This window comes from Roseicella frigidaeris, from assembly GCF_003258945.1.
GTDB lineage: Bacteria > Pseudomonadota > Alphaproteobacteria > Acetobacterales > Acetobacteraceae > Paracraurococcus > Paracraurococcus frigidaeris.
In genome coordinates, this window is the sequence record NZ_QLIX01000004.1 from 252,447 (window position 1) to 270,776 (window position 18,330).

14 protein-coding genes are annotated in these 18,330 nt (G+C 74.1%); 5 read left to right on the plus strand and 9 right to left on the minus strand.

The genetic code is table 11. The features are described 5' to 3' along the window. The first annotated feature begins 196 nt into the window (after positions 1–196). Positions 197–1,624: an acyclic terpene utilization AtuA family protein gene (locus DOO78_RS08440; RefSeq protein ID WP_111469299.1), complete on the plus strand. Its 1,428-nt coding sequence runs from the start codon at positions 197–199 to the stop codon at positions 1,622–1,624. A gap of 3 nt (positions 1,625–1,627) precedes the next feature. Here the strand turns inward: DOO78_RS08440 and DOO78_RS08445 are convergent, their stop codons facing one another. Continuing rightward, the gene (locus DOO78_RS08445) at positions 1,628–1,984 is read right to left on the minus strand and encodes a hypothetical protein (RefSeq protein WP_111469300.1); all 357 of its coding nucleotides are present in this window, start codon (positions 1,982–1,984) and stop codon (positions 1,628–1,630) included. A gap of 112 nt (positions 1,985–2,096) precedes the next feature. Here DOO78_RS08445 and DOO78_RS08450 point away from each other — a divergent pair, with 112 nt between their 5' ends. Together DOO78_RS08450 and DOO78_RS08455 are read left to right on the plus strand one after the other, a co-directional pair. Next, entirely contained in the window at positions 2,097–2,438 is a 342-nt protein-coding gene (locus DOO78_RS08450) for an AtuA-related protein (RefSeq protein ID WP_111469301.1), read from the plus strand. Between the two features lie 3 nt (positions 2,439–2,441). Further along, positions 2,442–3,659, plus strand: coding sequence for a cytochrome P450 (locus DOO78_RS08455; protein ID WP_111469302.1), 1,218 nt, complete (start codon positions 2,442–2,444; stop codon positions 3,657–3,659). 120 nt (positions 3,660–3,779) lie between these two features. Here DOO78_RS08455 and DOO78_RS08460 read toward each other — a convergent pair whose 3' ends face one another. The 5 genes from DOO78_RS08460 to hpnA form a co-directional block, all read right to left on the minus strand. Further along, complete coding sequence (locus tag DOO78_RS08460; RefSeq protein WP_243634470.1) at positions 3,780–4,922, minus strand: MFS transporter; 1,143 nt, start codon at positions 4,920–4,922, stop codon at positions 3,780–3,782. Positions 4,923–5,255: 333 nt separating this feature from the next. Then, complete coding sequence (locus DOO78_RS08465) at positions 5,256–5,912, minus strand: phosphorylase family protein (RefSeq protein ID WP_111469304.1); 657 nt, start codon at positions 5,910–5,912, stop codon at positions 5,256–5,258. A gap of 268 nt (positions 5,913–6,180) precedes the next feature. Next, positions 6,181–8,253 (minus strand): squalene--hopene cyclase, encoded by a 2,073-nt coding sequence (gene shc, locus DOO78_RS08470; protein ID WP_207802835.1) that lies wholly within the window; start codon positions 8,251–8,253, stop codon positions 6,181–6,183. A 173-nt stretch (positions 8,254–8,426) separates the two neighbouring features. Continuing rightward, the gene (locus tag DOO78_RS08475; RefSeq protein WP_111469306.1) at positions 8,427–9,587 is read right to left on the minus strand and encodes a glycosyltransferase; all 1,161 of its coding nucleotides are present in this window, start codon (positions 9,585–9,587) and stop codon (positions 8,427–8,429) included. Further along, positions 9,584–10,591 carry a hopanoid-associated sugar epimerase gene (gene hpnA, locus DOO78_RS08480; protein WP_111469307.1) on the minus strand — a complete coding sequence of 336 codons (1,008 nt, stop codon included), beginning with the start codon at positions 10,589–10,591 and terminating at the stop codon, positions 9,584–9,586. The genes DOO78_RS08475 and hpnA overlap by 4 nt, the downstream gene beginning before the upstream one ends. 143 nt (positions 10,592–10,734) lie before the next feature. On the opposite strand from hpnA, the gene DOO78_RS08485 reads away from it, so the two are divergent. Then, positions 10,735–11,361: an ABC transporter substrate-binding protein gene (locus DOO78_RS08485; protein ID WP_111469308.1), complete on the plus strand. Its 627-nt coding sequence runs from the start codon at positions 10,735–10,737 to the stop codon at positions 11,359–11,361. Between the two features lie 3 nt (positions 11,362–11,364). Then, entirely contained in the window at positions 11,365–12,528 is a 1,164-nt protein-coding gene (locus tag DOO78_RS08490) for a hypothetical protein (RefSeq protein ID WP_111469309.1), read from the plus strand. Between the two features lie 10 nt (positions 12,529–12,538). Here DOO78_RS08490 and DOO78_RS08495 read toward each other — a convergent pair whose 3' ends face one another. From DOO78_RS08495 to DOO78_RS08505, 3 genes are read right to left on the minus strand one after another with little or no spacing between them, the layout of a single operon-like run. Next, positions 12,539–13,951, minus strand: a complete 1,413-nt coding sequence (locus DOO78_RS08495; RefSeq protein ID WP_111469310.1) for a TolC family protein — start codon at positions 13,949–13,951, stop codon at positions 12,539–12,541. Positions 13,952–13,956: 5 nt separating this feature from the next. Further along, positions 13,957–17,133 carry an efflux RND transporter permease subunit gene (locus DOO78_RS08500; RefSeq protein WP_111469311.1) on the minus strand — a complete coding sequence of 1,059 codons (3,177 nt, stop codon included), beginning with the start codon at positions 17,131–17,133 and terminating at the stop codon, positions 13,957–13,959. A gap of 7 nt (positions 17,134–17,140) precedes the next feature. Further along, on the minus strand, positions 17,141–18,160 hold the full coding sequence (locus DOO78_RS08505; RefSeq protein WP_207802836.1) for an efflux RND transporter periplasmic adaptor subunit: 1,020 nt from the start codon (positions 18,158–18,160) through the stop codon (positions 17,141–17,143). Positions 18,161–18,330: the final 170 nt, after the last annotated feature.

Below are 18,330 nucleotides of genomic sequence, written 5' to 3' on the forward strand. Positions count from 1 at the left end.
GATGAACCGGATGTTGCGCCTGGCGCCGAGGGGCACCGGGTGGCGGCCGTCGAGGTGCCGACGTCGATGGCCGCCCCCGATGGGCCCGGGACGTTGCCGGACGGGCGGGCCGAGGGGATGATGGCCGGGACGATGGCCGCCGGCGCCCGATCGGCGCGGCAGGACCCCATTCGCGGCGGAGGATCCGGACACGCCCATGAGCAACACCTTCCTCGTCGGCAATGGCGGCGGCTTCTCCGGCGACCGCGTCGATGCGCCGATCCCGGTCGTGCGCAGCCTGATCGCCCGCGGCCTGCCCGCGGCGATGTTCTTCGAGACGCTCGGCGAGCGCACCGTGGCGCTGGCCCAGCTCGAGCGGCGGCGCGACCCGGAGCTCGGCTACGAGCCGATGCTGGAACGGCTGCTGGAGCCGATCCTCGCCGATTGCGTGGCGCACCGCATCCCGATCCTCGGCAATTTCGGCGCCGCCAACCCGCCCGCCGCCGGGCGGCTGGTGGCGCGGCTGGCGATGCGGCTCGGCCTGCCGGAGTGCCGCATCGCGGTGGTCACCGGCGACGACGTCACCTCCTCCATCGCGCTCGACCAGCTGCCGGTGCACGAGGCCGATGACAGCCTCGACATGAAATCGGCGCGGCTCGTCTCGGCCAATGCCTATATCGGCGCAGGGCCGCTGGTGGAGGCGCTGCGGCAGGGCGCCGATGTGGTGGTGGCCGGCCGCACCTCGGACCCGGCGCTGGCCATCGCGCCGCTGGCCCATCATTTCGGCTGGTCCTTCGAGGATTGGGAGAAGCTCGCCCTCGGCGCTGCCTGCGGGCATCTGCTGGAATGCGGCAGCCAGGTAACGGGCGGCGTCTTCTGGGATCCGGGCTGCAAGGACATCCCCGATCCCTGGAACATCGGCTTCCCGATCGCCGAGGTGACGGCGGCGGGCGGCCTCGTCATCACCAAGCCCGAGGACACCGGCGGCATCGTCGACCTGCGCACGGTGAAGGAGCAGCTCCTCTACGAGCTGCACGATCCCTCGCGCTACATCACGCCCGATGTGGTGCTCGACATCTCCGGCTGCTCGGTGGAGCAGGTGGGGAAGGACCGCGTCGCCGTGCATGGCCTCGCCGGGCATCCGGCGCCGGACACGCTGAAGGTCACCGCCTGCTTCGAGGGCACTTGGCTCGGCGAGGGCGAGGTCTCGGTCGCCGGGCCGAACGCCCTGGCGCGGGCGCGCGCGACGGCGGAGGTGCTGCTGCGACGGATGGAGATGCGCGGCCTGCCGGTCCGGGTGCGGGTCGACCTCATCGGCGTCGCCTCGGTGCATGACAGCGACGATGGCGCGCTGTGGCGACGCTATGAGGGACCGGAGCCGCCGGAGGTGCGCATCCGCCTCGCCGCCGAGGGCAGCGACCGCGATGCGGTGGACCAGGCGGCGCGGGAGGTGCTGGCGCTGCTCTGCTGCGGCACGGCCGGCACCGGCGGCGCCCGCTGGCGGCTGACGCCGCGCATCCTGACGCGGAGCTACCTGGTGCTGCGCGAGAGGGTGCCGACCCGGGTCGTCACCCGCACGGCGCGCGAGATGGTGGGGCAGGAGGCAGCCGCGGCTGCCTCCGTGGCCGCCTCCCCTGGTGGCTAGGCCTCAGCCGCCATGGCCGCGATCATCGGTATCGGCCGCGGTGTCGGCCCAGAGATGCGGCCTGCCGTCCAGGTACTGCACCGCGGCGTCGCGGCCGCCGCCTTGCAGCACGCCGATGCGGCCCTCGCGGGCCTGGCCGCCGGGCGCGGCCATATAGCCGGTCTGCTTGCGGCCGCCGCCCTCGATGCCGGCGACGGCGCCGCCGACGATGGTGTCGCCGGGGATCGGGCCATAGGTGACCTGCTGGTCGTCATCGCCGCCCGAGAGCCGCGGATAGGCGTCTGCCGCGAGCGGCACCGTCGCACCGCCGAAAAGGGCGGCCAGGGCGAGGGCCGGAAGGGGCAGGCGTCGTGTGAACATGAGTAGAACCCAGTCTCCTGAAGGCGCATGGCGCGGCCCGATGCCCCGCCTGTCCGGCGCCTTACTTGAAGATTAACGTGATTTCATGAAAATGGTTCCGCAGGAGGTGCGCATGGATGCGATCGAGCTGCCGCTGCACGCGGTCGCGCATAGCCGGGCCGGGGACAAGGGCAATCGCTGCAACCTCTCCCTCATGCCCTACGACCCGCGGCTCTGGCCGGTGCTGGCCGAGCAGGTGACCGAGGCGCGGGTGCTGGCGCTGTTCCGGCACCGCGGCGCGACACGGGTGACGCGCTACGACCTGCCGCGGCTGCAGGCCTTCAACTTCGTCGTCGACGACGTGCTGGAAGGCGGGGTGAATGGCAGCCTGAACCTCGACGGCCATGGCAAGACCAACTCCTTCCGCCTGCTATCGCTGACCGTCGCGGTGCCGCGCGACCTGGCGCCGGGCTGAGCCATGGCCACGCCGGAGGCGATGGCGGAGGGGTTCGACCTGCGGACGCTGCCGCCCGCCTTCTACGAGGACCCCTACCCGGTCTACCGGCTGCTGCGCGAGCGGTGGCCGGTGCGGCGCCTGCCCGATGGCGCGCTCTTCCTCACCCGCTGGGCGGATCTCGACCAGGTCTACCGCGACAGCCGGACCTTCACCTCCGACAAGCACGCGGAATTCGCCCCGAAATTCGGCGCGACGCCGCTCTACGAGCACCATACGACGAGCCTCGTCTTCAACGACGCGCCGCTGCACGGCCGCGTCCGGCGGCTGATCACCGGCGCGCTGACGCCGCGCGCCATCGCCGGGATGGAGCCCGCCCTCACCGCCCTGGTGGACCGCCTGCTGGACGCCATGGCGGCGCGCGGCGAGGCCGACCTGATCGAGGATTTCGCCGCGGCGATCCCGGTCGAGGTGATCGGCACCCTGCTCGGCGTGCCGCCCGAGGAGCGCGGGCCGCTGCGTGGCTGGTCGCTGGCGATCCTCGGCGCGCTGGAGCCGGCGCTGACGCCCGAGGCCGCGGCGCGCGGCAATGCCGCCGTCAGCGAATTCCTCGCCTATCTCCGCGGCCTGGTCGCCCGCCGCCGCGCCGCGCCGGGCGACCCGGCGACCGATGTGCTCACCCGGCTGATCGCGGGCGAGGCGGATGGCACGCGGCTGAGCGAGGCGGAGCTGCTGCACAACTGCATCTTCCTGCTCAATGCCGGGCACGAGACCACCACCAACCTGATCGGCAACGGGCTCGAGGCGCTGCTGCGCTTCCCGGCCGAGCGGGCCCGGCTGCTCGCCGAGCCCGGGCTGATCGGCAGCGCGGTCGAGGAGGTGCTGCGCTTCGAGAGTTCGAACCAGCTCGGCAACCGGGGCGTCGCGGCGGATTGCGAGATCGGCGGCGTCGCGGTGCCGGCCGGGACGCGCCTCACCCTCTGCATCGGCGCGGCCAACCGCGACCCGGCGCATGTCGCCGATCCCGAGCGCTTCGACATCGCCCGGCACCCGAACCGCCACCTGGCCTTCGCCGCCGGGCCGCACCAATGCGCCGGCCTCGCCCTGGCGCGGCTGGAGGGGCGGGTGGCGATCGGCCGCTTCCTCGCCCGCTTCCCCGGCTATGCCCTTGCCGGGCCGCCGGTGCGCGGCGGCCGCGCCCGCTTCCGCGGCTTCCTGCACCTGCCGGCGCGGCTGGGTTGAGGCGCGGGCCGCGCGCCCGAGAGCGTGATCGCCTGAGGTGGACTCACCTGATCGGGTGAAGATGCTCTGAAAACAACAGTCTAAGGCGCTTCCCGTGAACCGGCGTTCACGGGAAGCGCCCTAGCGCCGCCCGAACACCGCCAGCGCCGCACCGAACAGGGCGACGCCGGCGGCGAGCGGGCCGAAGCCGGCGAAGCCGAACTCCGCCATCATCCAGCCGCCGAGCGAGGCGGCGCCGAGCCAGCCGAAGCTCGCCGAGGTGACGTTGAGCCCGAGCACCGTGCCCCGCACCTCGTCCGGCACATTGGCCAGCGCCGCCATCAGGCTCGGCCGGGCGATGGCATTGACGAGGACATAGGCGAAGCCGAGCGCGACGCTGGCCTCGAGCGCCGGCGTCCAGCCAAACAGGGCGAGGGCGACGACGGCCGAACCCGCCATGGCGATGGCGAAGGTCCGCATGCGGTTGCCCAGCCGGTCGGCGAGCTGGCCACCGAGCACGGTGCCGACGATGTTGCCGAGCGCGAAGAGCGCCAGCGGCAGCGCCACCTGGCCGAGCCCGAGGCCATAGGTGGATTGCAGGAAGGTGGCGAAGTAGACCGCCGTCAGCCCGTAGCAGATGCGCTCGGCCACCCCCATGGCGAGCAGGTTCAGCACCCGCGGCGACAGCGCGGCCGAGAGGCGCGGCGCCGGCCGCCCCGCCGCGCGCGGCCCGTCTACCGGCCGCAGCGTCGTCAGGAACAGGCCGAGCGCGGCGAGCAGGGCGAGGGCCGCGACGCAGAGATTGACGCCGCGCCAGCCGACCAGGCTGCCGATCGCCGCCGCCAGGGGCACGCCGACCAGCAGGGTGAGCGACTGCCCGGCCATCACCCAGCCCAGCGCCCGGCCGCGCTGGCGGTCCACCGTGCGGGCCGAGGCCTCGGCCATCAGCACGCCGGTGAAGGCCCCGGCGCAGGCGCCGGCGAGCGTCGCCCAGAGGGCAGCCCCGAGATAGCTCTCCGCCGTCGAGACCCCGGCCATGCAGAGGGCGAGCGCCACCGGCCCGCCAACCAGGAAGGGCCGCCGGCCCCAGCGATCCGACCCCGCCCCGGCGCAGAGCGAGGCGGCGCCCCAGGCGATGGAGGTCAGCGCCATCAGGTTGGCGATGAGCGGCAGCGAGGTGCCGAGGTCGCCGGCCATGGCGATGAGGAAGGGCGCCCGCGTGGTGCCGGAGGAGGAGGCGGCGAACATGCCGAGGCAGGCCGCGGCCAGCAGCGCCCAAGGCATGCGCGGCACTGGTTCGGTGGCGGATGCGGGGGTGGCCGGGGCAGCCGTCAGGACCGAGGACATGGCCGCAGCCTAGCCCGGGACGCCACGCCCGCAGAGATGTGCCGGACGCGCGGCCGAGCCGGCGCTTCCGCTCTCAGCGCATGGCATTGCGGGTGGGCCGTCTCATACCAACGGCATGAATGCGTCATTCCTGACGAGCGCCCGGACGGGCGCCGCGCGTCGCGCCGTCAGGCGCGCCTGACGGCGCGACGGCGTGGTGCCAAGGTTCGCGGAGCAAGCCGCCCGGCGACCGAGGGGCCGTTGATGGGTCACCAGCAACGGCCGCCCGTATCAAGCGGCGCAGGCTTGGCGCACCGCGTCCCTCGCGCCGCCGAGCGCCTGCAGCGCCACCCGGCTGCGGCGCGCCACGGTCAGCAGGGCCGGCAATTCCTGCGGCTGGCGCAGCAGGGCGAGCGCCACCTTCCCCGCCGCCGGCCGGCCATCGGGGGTCAGGCCGACCGCGGCGGCGCGCGGCAGCACCTCCTCGGCGGTGTCGGCCACCGCGCGCAGCGCCGCGAAGGGCAGCCCGCGGGAGGCGGCGAAGGCCGCCGCCGCCTCGGTTTCCAGATCCACCACCAGGGCGCCGGTCGCCGCCCGCAGCATCCGCTTGCGCGCCGGCTCGCCGACCACGGCGGGGGTGCCGGCCACCATGCCGAGCCGCGCCCCGCAATGCCGCGCCAGCGCCGCCGACCAGCGCGGATCGGCGGCATAGGCGCCGCCCATGCCGCGCACCCGGGTCGCCACCACCAGGTCGCCGCAGAGCAGCGCCGGGTCGAGGCCGCCCGCGATGCCGAAGCTCAACACGCCGACCAGCCCCTCCGGCGCCTGCTGCAGCAGGGCCCGCAGCCGGGTCGGGTCGCCGCCGCTGACGATGACCGGCATCTCGCGCGGCAGCAGCGCTGCCTCGGACCGCATGCCCACCACCGCCAGGATCGAGGAGAGGGACATGGACAGCAGAATGGCTCCAGCCTGTGGTGATTACCGGAAAGTATAGAGGCCGCTGGCGTTGCCGGGCAGATCGAAAATCATACTGTTGCCATAATCGATCGAGCGTGATTCACGCCCTCGGCGGCACGACGTCTTCCGATCGAAAGACGCCGCCGTTCAGCGACTTGCGCCGCGGCGCCCGGCATCCCGCCTGCCCCCCGGGCCGGCCGGACGAGCCCGGGCCGTACGAATTGACGAGACGCCGCCCGGGACCGTCGCGGCGGGCCGGTCAGAGCCCGTGCACCACCTGCCGCGAATTGCCCCGCCGCAGGTTGCGCAGCCGCGCCAGCGCCCAGAGCGGGAACAACCGGGCATAGCCATGGTAGCGGAGGTAGAAGACCCGCGGGAAACCCGTGCCCGTATAGTCCTCCTCCGGCCAGGCGCCGTCGGCGCGCTGCTGGCGCAGCAGCCATTGCGCGCCACGCTCCACCGCCGGATCGTCCACCGCGCCCGCCGCCATCAGCGCCAGCAGCGCCCAGGCGGTCTGGCTCGCCGTGCTCGGCCCCATGGCGAGGTCGGTGTCGGCGCGGGTGCCGCCGCAGCGCGGATAGGTGAAGCCGTCCTCGCCCCAGCCGCCATCCGGGTTCTGCCGCGCCTTCAACCAGGCGACCGCCTTCTGCATCGCCGGATGCTCGGGCGCCAGGCCGGCCGCGTTCAGCGCGGTCAGCGCCGACCAAGTGCCGTAGACGTAGTTCACGCCCCAGCGGCCGTACCAGGAGCCGTCCGGCTCCTGCTCGGCCAGCATGTAGTCGATCGCCGAGCGCACCGCCGGGTGGTCCGACCCATGGCCAAGCTGCGCCAGCATGGCCAGGCAGCGGCCGGAGACGTCGCTGGTCGGCGGGTCGAGCAGGGCCCCGTGATCGGCGAAGGGGATGGAGTTCAGGTGGTGGTGCGTGTTGTCGGCATCGAAGGCGCCCCAGCCGCCGCCCTTCGACTGCATGGCGACCACCCAGTCGGTGGCCCGTGCCACCGCCTTCGCCACCCGCCCCCCGGCCGGCCCGATCTGCCGCTCCGCCCGATCGAGGGCCAGCACCACCACGGCGGTGTCGTCCACGTCGGGGTAGTGCGGGTTGGCGTACTGGAAGGCCCAGCCGCCCGGCGGCACGCCCGGCCGCGCCTCCGCCCAGTCGCCGGCGACATCGGTGATCTGCCGCTCCAGCAACCAGGAGAGGCCCCGGGCGACCGCCGCCTCGGCCCGGGCCTCGCCGGTCTCGAGCAGCGCGTGGCTGACCAGGGCGGTGTCCCAGATGGGCGAGAGGCAGGGCTGGACGTAGCTCTCCTCCCGGCTTTCTCCTGTATCCTCCCCGGCCGTCGCGGGCTCCGCCTTCCGGTCGAGCACCAGCTTCTCCACCGCCGACCAGGCGGTGACCACGCGCGGGTCGTCCTCCGGCACGCCGAGGCAGTGATACATCCAGATGGCATTGGCCATGGCCGGGTAGATGGCGCCGAGCCCGTCCTCGCCGTTCAGCCGCTCGGTCACGAAGGCCTCCGCCTTCGCCTCCGCCCGGGCGCGGGCCCCGGCGGGGAAGTGGTGCTGGGTCCGCTGCAGCACCCAGTCCAGCGAGGCGAACAGCGTCTTCCAGGGCTCGGCGGCATGCGCCCCGCCGGGCCAGCGGCGCACCCGCTCGGGCGGGGTGCGGAACAGCTCGCGCAGCGAGACGCCGGTCGGCACCAGCGGCACCGGCCGGCGCGCCATCACCACCGTCAGCGGCACCAGCACGGTGCGCGCCCAGTAGCTGACCTTGGAGAGGTGGAAGGGGAACCAGCGCGGCAGCAGGCAGATCTCGGGCGGCATCACCGGCACCGCGTGCCAGGGCACCTCGCCGAACAGCGCGAGCGTCGCGCGGGTGAAGACGTTGCTCCGCTCCGCCCCGCCGGCGGCGAGGATCGCCGCCCGGGCGCGCGCCATATGCGGCGCCTCCGGCGCGTCGCCGATCAGGCGCAGCGCGAAATAGGCCTTCACCGAGCAGGAGACGTCGATCGGCCCGCCATGGAAGAGCGGCCAGCCGCCGCCGGCCGTCGCGGCTTCCTGCGCCTGGACCCGGCGGAGATAGCGACCGATCCGCACCTCCCGCGCCGGGTCGCGCCGGCCGAAGAAGCGCCGGAGCATGATGTACTCGGCGGGGATGGTGGCATCCGCCTCCAGCTCGAACACCCAGTGACCATCCGCCTGCTGGCAGCGCAGGAGGTGGTCGGTGGCACGCCCGATGGCGGCATCGAGGCCGGTTCGGTCCGGCCCCTCGGTCAACCCCCCGGCGAGAGCGAAGTCCGGCCGCGCCGCTGCCGCGGCAAGGTCCTGCATTATCGACAAGTCGAACATACTCCTTGCCAGCCCCGCCGTGCCCGCCCCGCGAGGAGGGCTGCGCCGATGCGGCATGGCGCCATTCCAGATCGAATACGTCTGTTTTTCGCGCGTGCGAAGACCACGATGTCAGATGGTGCGACTTTAATGCGGCACTGTGCCTTGGTGCGAAGTCACACTGGTCCCGGATCAGTCCGCGGGCCGGTCTCTCCTTTCCATAGGCCGCCCTGGCCGCGCCACTCGGCGATGGCCGAGTCGAGCGTGAACGCCATGTAGGCGGCGGCGATGCCCGGGAGGAGGAAGCCGCGCAGGGGCGAGAGGCGGAATCGCTGCAATGTCGGCGCAAATGCCACAGCCATGGCGAGCCAGGCGAGGCCGCCGAGCAGGGCCGGCGCGCCGCTGCCCAGCAGCGCCAGCAACGGCGGCGCCAGGAAGACCAGCGCCAGCGCCAGGAGCATGCCGAGCAGCGCCGCCACCCGGTAGCCGAGCTGGGCATAGGCGGTGCGGGCGACCATGCGGCGGATCGGCCCCACCGTCTCATAGGGGCGGAGGCTCTCCACCCGCTCCGTCAGCCCGGTCCAGATCGGCCCCACCGCCTTCATCCGCCGCGCCAGGGCGCAGTCGTCGATCAGCGCGCCGCGGATCGGGGCGAGGCCGCCGGCGCGCTCGAAGGCGGCGCGCTCCAGCAGCACGCAGCCGCCGGCCGCGGCGGCGGTGCGGGCGCGCGGGTCGTTCGACCAGCGGAAGGGGTAGAGCATCTGGAAGAAGAAGATGAAGGCCGGGATCAGCCAGCGCTCGGCCGGGCTCTCGCAGCGCAGCCGCGCCATCAGCGAGACCAGCACCCGCCGCTCCGCCACGGCCCGGCGGACCAGCAGGCGCAGGCTGTCCGGCGCGTGCCGGATATCGGCATCGGTGAGCAGCAGGTGGTCGGGCCGGTCCGCCCCGTCGGCCAGCGCCGCCCCGAGCCCCTGCTCCAGCGCCCAGAGCTTGCCGGTCCAGCCCGGCGCCCGGGGGCCGCCGCGCAGCACGGTCAGCCGGGCATCGCCGGCCGCCGCCGCCCGCGCCGCCGCGCCGGTGCCGTCGGTGGAGCGGTCATCGACCACGATCAGGCGGAACGCCCCCGGATAATCCTGGGCGAGGAGCGAGGCGACGGTCGTGCCGATCGTCGCCGCCTCGTCGCGCGCCGGCACCACGGCGGTGACGCGCGGCCAGGCGGGCGGATCCGGCAGGCGGACGGCGTCGCGGTCATCGTCCCGCGCCAGCCAGAAGAAGCCGCGGCCGAACAGCAGCACCGCCCAGGCGAGGCAGGCGGCCAGGCCGAGCCCGAGCATCATGCCGCGGCGCGCCCCGGCAGCATCCCCTCGGCCTGGAACCAGGCAAGGGCATCCGCCACCCCCGCCTGCCAGGGCCGGGCCCGGAAGCCGAGCACCCGCCCGGCCTTGTCGGAGGCGAAATACATGTGGTGGCCGGCCATGCGCAGCCCGTCGCGGGTCAGCATCGGCTCCCGCCCGGTCAGCCGCGCCGTCGCCTCGGAGGCCAGCGCCAGCGGCCAGAGCGGCGCCCGCGGCAGCCGCACCGGCGCCCGGCGGCCGAACAGACCGGCGATATGGCCGAGCAAGGCGCCGAGCGGCACATCCTCGCCGCCCAGGATGTGGCGCTCGCCGACCGCGCCGCGGCCGAGCGCCGCGACGCAGCCGGCGGCGACATCCTCGACATGCACGAGGTTGAGGCCGGTATCGACATAGGCCGGCATCTTGCCCCGCGCCGCCTCCAGGATTACCCGGCCGGTCGGCGTCGGCCGGCGGTCGCGCGGGCCGATGGGGGTGGAGGGGTTGACGATGACCGCCGGCAGCCCGGCCTCGGCCACCAGCCGCTCGACCAGCCGCTCCGCCTCGGTCTTGCTGCGCTTGTAGGGGCCGATCGCCTCCTCCGGCCGGGCGGCATCCGCCTCGGTCGCCGGCCGGCCATCGGGGCGCGGCCGCAGCGTGGCGACGGAGGAGACATGCACGACGCGCCGGCAGCCCGCCGCCAGCGCCGCCCGCATCACCGCCTCCGTCCCGGCGACGTTCACCGCCCACATCCGCGCCGGATCGGGGACCCAAATGCGGTAATCCGCGGCGCAGTGGATGAGGGCATCGCAGCCCTGGGCGGCAGCGGCGAGGGAGGCGGCATCGGTCAGGTCGCCCGGCGCGAATTCCACCGGGACGCCGGCGAGGACCGCGCGCGGCGTGCCCGGCCGGGCCAGCGCCCGCACCCCATGCCCGGCCGCCACCAGGGCGCGGGCGATGGCGGAGCCGAGGAAGCCGGTCCCGCCCGTCAGCATCACGCGCTCCGGCATGCGCCCCCGGCCTGCCGCTTCGCCCCATCCGGTCGAGAGGATCTCATGGGCCCGGGTTGTGGACCGGCCGGCGCCACATTTCCAGTCGGCGTGATCCCGCCGCCGGTCGCCGCCTGGCCGGACGGCATGGTAAGCCCCGCGCCATGCGCACCCTCCCCCGCCGCCCCCTGCTCCTCGCCGCCGCGCTGCTGCCGCTCGCCGCCCCGGCCGGGCCCGCCCGCGCCCAGGCCGCGGCCGGCTCACCCACCGCGGTGATCGAGGGCTTCCACGCGGTGCTGCTCGACATCATGCGCAACGCCCAGCGCCTCGGCATCCGCGGCCGCATCCAGCGGCTCGGCCCGGCCATGGGCACCGCCTTCGACCTGCCGGCGATGACCCGCATCTCGATCGGCCCGGCCTGGACCCAGATCCCGCCGGCCGAGCAGGAGGCGCTGATCCGCGCCTTCTCCGACTGGTCGGTCGCCACCTTCGCCAACCGCTTCGACGGCTATGCCGGGGAGAGCTTCCGCATCGAGGGCGAGAGCGAGCTCTCCAATGGCGACCGGCTGGTGCGCTCCCTGCTGGTGCGGCCACGCGACGAGCCGGTGGCGCTGAACTACCGGCTGCGCAACGCCGGCGGCGCCTGGCAGGTGGTCGATGTCTATCTGAGCGGCACGGTCAGCGAGCTGGCCAGCCGCCGCGCCGAGTTCACCACCCTGCTGCGCGACGGCGGCCCGCAACGGCTGGCGGCGGAGCTGCAACGGCGGACGCAGGCGCTGCTGCGGGGCTGAGCCGTGCCGCGCGCCCGGCGGCCCTCCCGGCGGCTCGCCGCCGCGCTGCTCGCCCTCGCCCTGCCGGGCTGCTCGCTCTCGGGCGCCATCGGCGCCCACAGCATCGACTACAACCACAGCGTCGAGGTGGCGACCGACACGCTGCTGGTGCTGAACCTGCTGCGGGCGCGCGACCGGGCGCCGCTGCACTTCACCACCATCGGCGCCATCCACGGCGCCTTCACCCTCTCGGCCGGCATCGGCTACGACCTGACGGCGGTGAACAACGGCGTGCAGCCGGCCGGCCTCGTCGCCTCCAACCCGAGCTTCGACATCGGCCCGCTCGACCGCCAGGAATTCGCCCGCGGGCTGATGCGGCCGATCGACCCGGCGCTGTTCCGCCTGCTCGCCGACCGGGGCCTGCCGGACCCGCTGCTGCTGCACCTGCTGGTCGCGCGCTTCGACGAGGGGCCGGGCGGACGGGTCATCCCGAACGACCCGGAGAGCCCGGCGAGCGGGGAATTCGCCGCCATGGTGGACCGGCTGACACGGTACGGGCGGCTGCAATTCAACGGCTACACCCGTCTCGTCCCGCTCGGCCCGCGCCTGACCGCGGCGCAGGCCGCGGCGCCCGAGGTGCTGGCCGAGCTGCGCCAGCCCGGCATCTCGCTGCGCCCCGACGGGCCGGGCTGGCGGGTCTTCCGCCCGGTCGGGCAGGTCGCGCTCTGCGTCGCCGGGCCCGATGGGCGCTACCAGGCGCTGTCGATGGACACCGAGGCGCCGCAGATCGCACCCATGGGGCAGGCCGGCGATCCCTGCACCGCCGAGGAGGTGGCGGACCAGGCGATCCCGCCCGGCCATGCCGCGGCGCCGGGCTTCGGCTGGTATCTCCGCTCGGTGGACGAGCTGATGCGCTATCTCGGCGCGGTGCAGCGGCGGGAGGAGGCGGGGCGGCCCTACCGCATCCTGGTCGGCGCGACCCAGCCGCGCCTCTTCCGCCTCTGGCCGGCGCCGCCGCCGCGCCCGCGCCTGGCGGTCGAGTATCGCGGGCAGCGCTGGTGGGTCGCCGAGCAGGACGACCGCGAGGACCTGACGCTCTCGGTGCTGGCGCTGACCGCCGAGCTGCTGAACCTGCAAAAATCGGCCGGCGAGATCCCGAGCACCGGCACGCTGCGCCTGGTGCGATAGGCGCCGGCGATCAGCCCGGCGCCAGGCCGAGCGCCTGGTTCAGCCGGCTGCGCGCCCGCCCGACATCCACCTCCGCCCGCGCATCCACCGCCGCCGCCTCGATCTGCAGCTGGCGGATGCGGAACAGGTCGAAGGCGCCGATCTCGCCGGAGCGGAAGGCGGTGCGGCCGGCGGCGAGCTGGCGTTCCGCCACCGCCCGCCGGTCGGCCGCGAGCTGCCGCGCCCGCTCCGTCGCGCCGAGGCCGAGGCGCGCCAGCCGGATCTCGCCCTCGACCAGGCGGCGGGCCTGCAGCAGCTCGCCCTCGGCCCGGGTGCGCTCCGCCTCGGCATCCGCCCGCCGCGGGGCGTTGCGCGCCTCGGTCGGCAGCGGGATGCGGACGCGCAGGCCGAGCGAGGTGCCGTTCTCGGTCACCGGCCCGCCCTGGCCGCGGGTGAAGAGGCCGAGCTCGGGGTTGTCGATCGGCGTCGCCGCCACCAGCCGGGCGCGCGCCTCGGCGGTGGCGAGCGCCGCCTCGGCGGCGCGGATCGCCGGATGCGCCTCGCCATTCGCCGGCCCGCCGAGGGGCCGTGGCACCCGGCCGCCCGCCTCGAAGGCGGCCTCGCTGCCGCCGGTCAGCGTGCGGTAGGCGGCGCGGGCGGCAGCCACCGCCGCCTCGGCGCGGGCGAGGTCGAGCTCGGCCGTCAGCTCCTCGTTGCGGGTGAGCAGCGCCTCGGTCGCCGGGATGTCGCCCAGCTCGACGCGGCGCTGCACGTCGCGGCCGATGTCGCGCGCGGTGGCGAGCCGGTCGCGCGCCACCCGCCACTCGCTCTCGGCCAGGCCGACCGCCCAATAGGCGTCGCGCAACTGGGCGGCGAGCTCGAGCCGGCGGAGGGCGAAGCGGCGCTCCTGCTCCTCGACGCCGGCATTGACCGTGCCGGCGAGGGCGCTGCGCTGGCCCGGCAGCCAGAGCGGGGCGCCGATCTCGACATCCCATTCATTGGCCAGGCGCGGGCCGCGCGTGTCCGAGCGGAAGGAGCTGCCGATGGCCGGCGAGCCGGCGATGGGCGAGCGGACCTGGGCGTCGCGCGCCCGCACCGCCTCGCGCTGGCCGCGAATCGCCCGCGCCCCGGCATCGATGGCGAGCGCGGCGTCGAGATCCTCGGCGAGGCCCGCGGCCTCGGCCGGGGCGGCGCGCGCGACCTCCGGCGCCGGGGCGGGCTGGCCGCGCCGGCCGGGGCGGGGGGCGCGCCGCTCGGGCGGCGTCTCGGGCGGCTGCGGCGGGCGCTGCGCCACCGGCGGCACGGGCCGCGCCTGCGGCGCCGCGAGATCCGGATAGGAGCGGAGCGGCGGCCGCGCGAGCGGCGTCTGCTGCGCCGCCAGGTCCGAGGGCGTGGCCGCGAGCAGGGCGGCGGCGCCGAGCGCGGCGAGGAGCGGGCGTCGCATGGCGGCTACTTCGCCACCGCCGGACGGCGCGCCTCGGCCGGCGGCGCGGGGAGCGGCGTCCCATCGGCGGCGGCCGAGGGCGCCGCCGCCCCCTCCTCCGCCGCCTCGCCCCGGACCGCGAAGCGGGCATAGAGGATCGGCAGCAGCACCAGGGTGAGGACCGTCGCGGTGACCAGCCCGCCGATGACGACGACGGCGAGCGGCCGCTGGATCTCCGAGCCCGGCCCCTCGGCGAAGAGGAAGGGCACCAGGCCGAAGGCGGCGATGGTCGCGGTCAGCGTCACCGGCGTCATGCGCCGCCGCGCGCCCTCCAGCACCGCCTCCTGCAGGCCGAGCCCGGTTTCGGCGATCAGGCGGTTGATGTAGGAGATCAGCACCACGCCGTTCAGCACCGCGATGCCGATGAGGGCGATGAAGCCGACCGAGGCGGGGACGGAGAGGAACTCGCCCGAGAGGTAGAGGCCGATGATGCCGCCGATCGCCGCGAAGGGCACGTTGCAGAACACCAGCAGCGCCTCGCGCACCGAGTTGAAGGTGAAGTAGAGCAGCAGGAAGATCAGGGCGAGGGCGATGGGCACGACGACGGCCAGCCGGGCCGAGGCGCGCTGCTGGTTCTCGAACTGCCCGCCCCATTCCAGCCGGTAGCCGGCCGGCAGCTTCACCTGCTGCGCCACCGCCGCCTGCGCCTCGGCGACGAAGCCGACCAGATCGCGGCCGCGGACATTGGAGAGGATGGTGGCGTAGCGCTGCGTGCCCTCGCGGATCACCTGGATCGGGCCCTCCTCCTCCGAGATCTTCGCCACCTGCGACAGGGCGACGGTGCGGCCGCCCGGCAGGGCCAGCATGACGCGCGAGAGGTCGGCCGCCGAGCGGCGCAGGCTGCCCTCGCCGCGCAGCACCAGCGGGATGCGCCGCTCCTGCTCCAACACGATGCCGAGCTCGCGGCCATCCACCCAGACGCGCAGCGCCTGCTGCACGTCCCGCACGTTCAGGCCGAGGCGCCCGACATTGAAGCGGTCGATCTCGACCTTGAGATACTTCATGCCCTCGTTGCGCAGGGCGAAGACCTCCGAGGAGCCGTGGATGCCCTCGACCAGCTTCTCGATCTCGGTTGCGATCCGGTTGAGCTCGGGGATGGAGTAGCCGAAGACCTTGATCACCACGTCGCCGCGGGCGCCGATGATCATCTCCTGCACCCGCATGTCGATCGGCTGGTTGATCGCGTAGCTGATGCCCGGGATGTGGTCGAGCACCTTCCGCAGCTCGTTGACCACGAAGTCCGGGTTCTTCGGCTCGCGCCACTCCGAGCGCGGCTTGATGTCGAGGAAGAGGTCGCTGTCGTTCAGCCCGACCGGGTCGATGCCGATCTCGTCGGCGCCGGCGCGGCCCATCATGCCGCGCACCTCCGGCACCGCGGCCATGATCTGCTGCTGGATCATGAGGTCGGTGGCGGCCGCCGATTCGACGTTGATCGTCGGGTGCTTGCGCACGGTGATGACCGGCGTGCCCTCATCCATCACCGGCATGAAGGTGGAGCCGATGCGGGTGAAGAGGAAGCCGGCCAGCACCAGCCCGGCCAGCGCCGCGGCGCCCACCTTCATCGGGTTGCGCATCGCCCAGGCGAGGAAGGGGTCGTAGACCCGGTGCAGCAGCCGCACCAGCCAGGGCTCCCGCGTATGGCCGCCGACCTTGAGCAGCGTCGCGGCCAGGGCCGGGACGAAGGTGAGCGAGAGGAACAGCGCCGCGCAGAGGGCGAAGGCGATGGTCAGCGCGACCGGCGCGAAGAGCCGCCCCTCCAGCCCCTGCAGCGAGAGCAGGGGCAGGAAGACGGTGATGATGATGATGACGCCCGAGACCAGCGGCACCGCCACCTCGCGCACCGCCTCGGCGGTGATGCGCATGCGGCCGCGGTAGTCGGCCCGGCCATGCGCGGTGCCGAGCTTGTGCGCCGTGTTCTCGACGATGACCACGGCGCAGTCCACCAGCAGGCCGATGGCGATGGCCAGGCCGCCGAGCGACATGATGTTGGCCGAGATGCCGGTCATGCGCATGACGCCGAAGGTGGTGAGGACGGCGAGCGGCAGGGAGAGCGAGACGACGAGCGCGGCGCGCAGGTTGCCGAGGAACAGTATCAGCAGCACGACGACGAGGGCGATCGCCTCCAGCAGCACCTTCTGCACCGTCCAGACCGCCTTCTCGATCAGCTCGTTGCGGTCGTAGAAGATGTCGATCTTGACGCCCTCGGGCAGGGTCTTCTGGATCTCCGCCAGCTTCGCCTTGGCGTTGTTCACCACCGTCTTGGCATTGGCGCCGCGGAGGCCGAGCACGATGCCCCAGACCGCCTCGCCCTCACCGTTGCGGGTGACGACGCCGTTGCGCGCCAGCGCCCCGAAGCGGACATCGGCGATGTCGGAGACCCGCACCACCCCGGTCGGATGCGCGGCGACGACGATGTGGCGGATGTCGTCGAGGTTGCGGATGCGGCCCTCGGCGCGCACCAGCAGCGCCTCCTCGCCGTCGCGCACCCGGCCGGCGCCGTCGTTGCGGTTGTTCTCGCCGAGCGCGTTGGCCAGCATCTCGGTGGTGATGCCGCGCGCCGCCATCGCCGCCGGGTCGGGCGCCACCTCGTAGGTGCGGACGAAGCCGCCGAGGGTGTTCACGTCGGCGATGCCGGGCAGGCCGCGGAGCTGCGGCCGGATCACCCAATCGAGGATGGTCCGCCGCGCCATGGGGGAGATGCTGCCGCCCTCGAGGGTGAACATCAGCATCTCGCCGAGCGGCGTGACCACCGGCGCGAGGCCGCCCGAGACGCCGTCCGGGAATTGCGATTCCAGATCGTCGAGCCGCTGGTCCACCTGCGTGCGGGCCCAGTAGACATCCGTGCCGGGAGCGAATTCGAAGGTCATCAGCGCGATGGCGTAGCGCGTGATGGAGCGGATCCCGACCAGGTTCGGGATGCCGCGCATGGCGATCTCGATCGGGTTGGTGATCTGCGCCTCCAGCTCCTCGGGCGGCAGGCCGGGCGCCTGCATCGCCACCAGCACCTGGGTGGGCGAGACATCGGGGAAGGCGTCGATCGGCAGCTTGCGGTAGGAATCGACGCCCCAGACGATCAGGCCGAGGGTGACGAGCAGCACGATCAGCCGCTGGCGCAGCGCCAGCGCGACGAGACGTCCGAGCATGCCCGGTTCAGCCCCCGTAGACTTCGGTGAGTTCGGCGAGCAGCGTCAGGATGCCGCGGGTGGCCACCTGGTCATCCAGCGTGAGGCCGGCGCGGATCGAGCTGGCGCTGGGGCTCTCGGAGATCACCGTCACCGGCTTGGCGCGGAAGCCGTCGGCGGATTTCACGAAGACCCAGGACCGGCCGGCATGCCGCACCACCGCCCCGGCCGGCACGCTCCATTGCGGCGTGCCGTTCGGCCGCAGCGCGACGGCGGCGGTGACCACCTGGCCTGGGCGCAACGTCTCCGCCCCGTCGGCGACCTCGACCACCGCGGTGACGCTCTGCGTCGCCGGGTCGACGCTGCGGCCGAGGCGGATCACCTCGCCCTGCGCGGCGGTGCCGGGGATGCTCATCCGCGTGCCGGGCTCGATCGCCATCGCCTGCGGCAGCGGCACCTGCAGGTTGACCCAGAGCGGCTTCAGCCGGGCGATGGAGAAGAGCGGGGCGGAGGCGGCGACGCGCTCGCCGGCGCTGGTCCGGGTCTCCAGCACCACGCCGTCCTCGGGCGCGGTGACGGTGAGGGCGGCGGCCATGCGCCGGGTCTTGCGCACGGCCTGGATGTCGGGTTCCGCCATGCCGAGCAGGGCGAGCATCTGCTCGCGCTCCTGCAGGTTGGTGCGGGCGAATTCGTGGTCGGCGCGGGTGGTCAGCAGCCGCCGCTCGGCGATGATCCGCTCGCGGTACATCTGCTCGTCGCGCGCCAGGCGCTGCTTCGCCAGCTCCTCGGCCGAGAGGGCCTGGAGATAGGTGCGCTGCGCCTCCAGCAGGTCGGTGCTGCGCAGCCGGGCCAGCGCCTCGCCGGCCTTCACCGGCTCGTTCGGCGCCACCAGCACGGTCTCGACCAGGCCGGCCGCGGGGGCGGCGACGATGCGGAGCTGCTGCGGCGGCACGGCGACGGTTCCGGGCAGCATGGTCTGCGCCGTCCCGGCCTCCGCCTGCACCCGCGTGACATCGATGCCCGCGGCACGGGCGCGCCGTTCATCCATCGGGATGAGGATCTCGCCCGTCGGACCTTCGGCCGCGCGCAAGGGCATGGCCGGCGCAAGCGCCGCCAAGGCCAGCACGCAGAGCCACCGCCGCGCCGCATTCCCAGAAAACACAGGTTCAGCCCCCAAAACATGCCGGGATTGGGAGGCGCACGGCTCAGCACCCAATG